General features: G+C 50.7%; 1 protein-coding gene. It reads left to right on the forward strand.

Annotated features, from left to right (window positions below; genetic code table 11):
* Positions 1-371: 371 nt before the first annotated feature.
* Entirely contained in the window at positions 372-1,001 is a 630-nt protein-coding gene (locus KOR42_RS26235) for a PEP-CTERM sorting domain-containing protein (RefSeq protein ID WP_146512746.1), read from the forward strand.
* The last annotated feature ends 544 nt before the right edge of the window (positions 1,002-1,545 follow it).

The raw sequence follows: 1,545 nt of genomic DNA on the forward strand, positions 1-1,545 counted from the left end.
CAGCTTCTGCAACACCTCAGCCAGCGACTTTCCTGCCGCCAACATCGCTTGCCCCTCCTGCAACAGCTTCACAATCTGCTCAGGCTTACGTCGTCGTCGCTTCGTCATCAAAGTCTCCTCGAACCAAAATCGGTCGGTTGACTCTCATAACATCTGGATCAGAAAATGGGGAGCACGCCACGACATTTTGGTGTCGCATCACCATCTTCCGGACCGTCGCTGAAGGATGATCCACCGACAGAGTTCTTGCAGGCACGTAGGCGCCCGGTTGTCTTTCTGATGCGTCCTTGCTCATTGTCTCAAGCTTTGATAGCACTATTGCACGCTTCAACAATTGGGCAGGATCACAAATTCAAGCGAAAGGGCCTCGAATGGACCGCTTGCTTCCGCTTTCACTTCCATTGACTGTCAGAATGACGCTGACAATTTGCGTTTTAGTTTTGGCAACATGTTCTAACGTTTGGGCAGGATTTCAGATTGAACTCATCGCAGAGGACACATATGAGTATGGTCGCGGTGGAACAAAGATCAGCCTCTCACGGCCTATTGTCGTGAAGTTTCAATTCGAAGATCACAACAATAACATGGTCATTGATCAAGCTTCAGAGATTGTGAATTGGGATGTTCGCGGTCCTGGCATCGGTCTCAGTTCTGGAATGCTTCATTCATTTGTCGCAGGATTCGCGACCACGTCTTCTAACAGAGCAGAACTTGGTAGTGGGATTTCGTGGAGTGGAGCAGTGTTTCGAGTCGCTGACTACGTTGACTTCTGGGACTACCACTTTTATGTCAGACCTCAGCCGTCAACAAACCAATTTACTCCAGTGATGGACCTTTGGGAGGGAGGTGGTGGAACGATAAAGCACGCTGACAGTTACAGTGTAAGTGTGACACGTATAGTTCCCGACTCGTCAACCGTTCCCGAACCGTCTTCAATCGCATTGGTTTGCATGGGAATCGTCGGACTTTTCGGCGTCGCAAGACGATCTCAGACTGCCTGACTTTATGGTGAAGGCACATCACTGCTAGCCCTGGTGACTAGAGACTTTTGGCACAAGTTAGGCCGGTTTAGTACGGACGGTCTTGTTAACGGGTTTTCAGGTTCAGTCAGTTCGCTGACGACACAGGTTTTGTTTAGTCACCTGTCACCTATGGACCGGGACGCCAGGCGTATTGCGGGATCAACTACCCGTCCGTTTGCCCGTACCGGAAGAACGGGGGCCGTTACTTTGCTTTCGATCGGCCCCGTTTCAAGTTCTTCACCGCTTTCAGAATTTAAAAGACGGAAACCGGCACAATCTCTTGAGCAACATCCCAATCAAGCACTCGTTGAATGGGGGCGAGACCATTGTTGACTTGAATCCGTGGCGTGCTCCCCATTTTCTGATCCAGATGTTATGAGAGTCAACCGACCGATTTTGGTTCGAGGAGACTTTGATGACGAAGCGACGACGACGTAAGCCTGAGCAGATTGTGAAGCTGTTGCAGGAGGGGCAAGCGATGTTGGCGGCAGGAAAGTCGCTGGCTGAGGTGTTGCAGAAGCTG

Origin of the sequence: Thalassoglobus neptunius (assembly GCF_007859735.1) — a bacterium.
Taxonomy (GTDB): domain Bacteria; phylum Planctomycetota; class Planctomycetia; order Planctomycetales; family Planctomycetaceae; genus Thalassoglobus; species Thalassoglobus neptunius.

Bases quoted from the DNA above. Each gene is read 5' to 3' on its own strand.
- KOR42_RS26235 (WP_146512746.1), top strand. From the start codon at position 372: ATGGACCGCTTGCTTCCGCTTTCACTTCCATTGACTGTCAGAATGACG.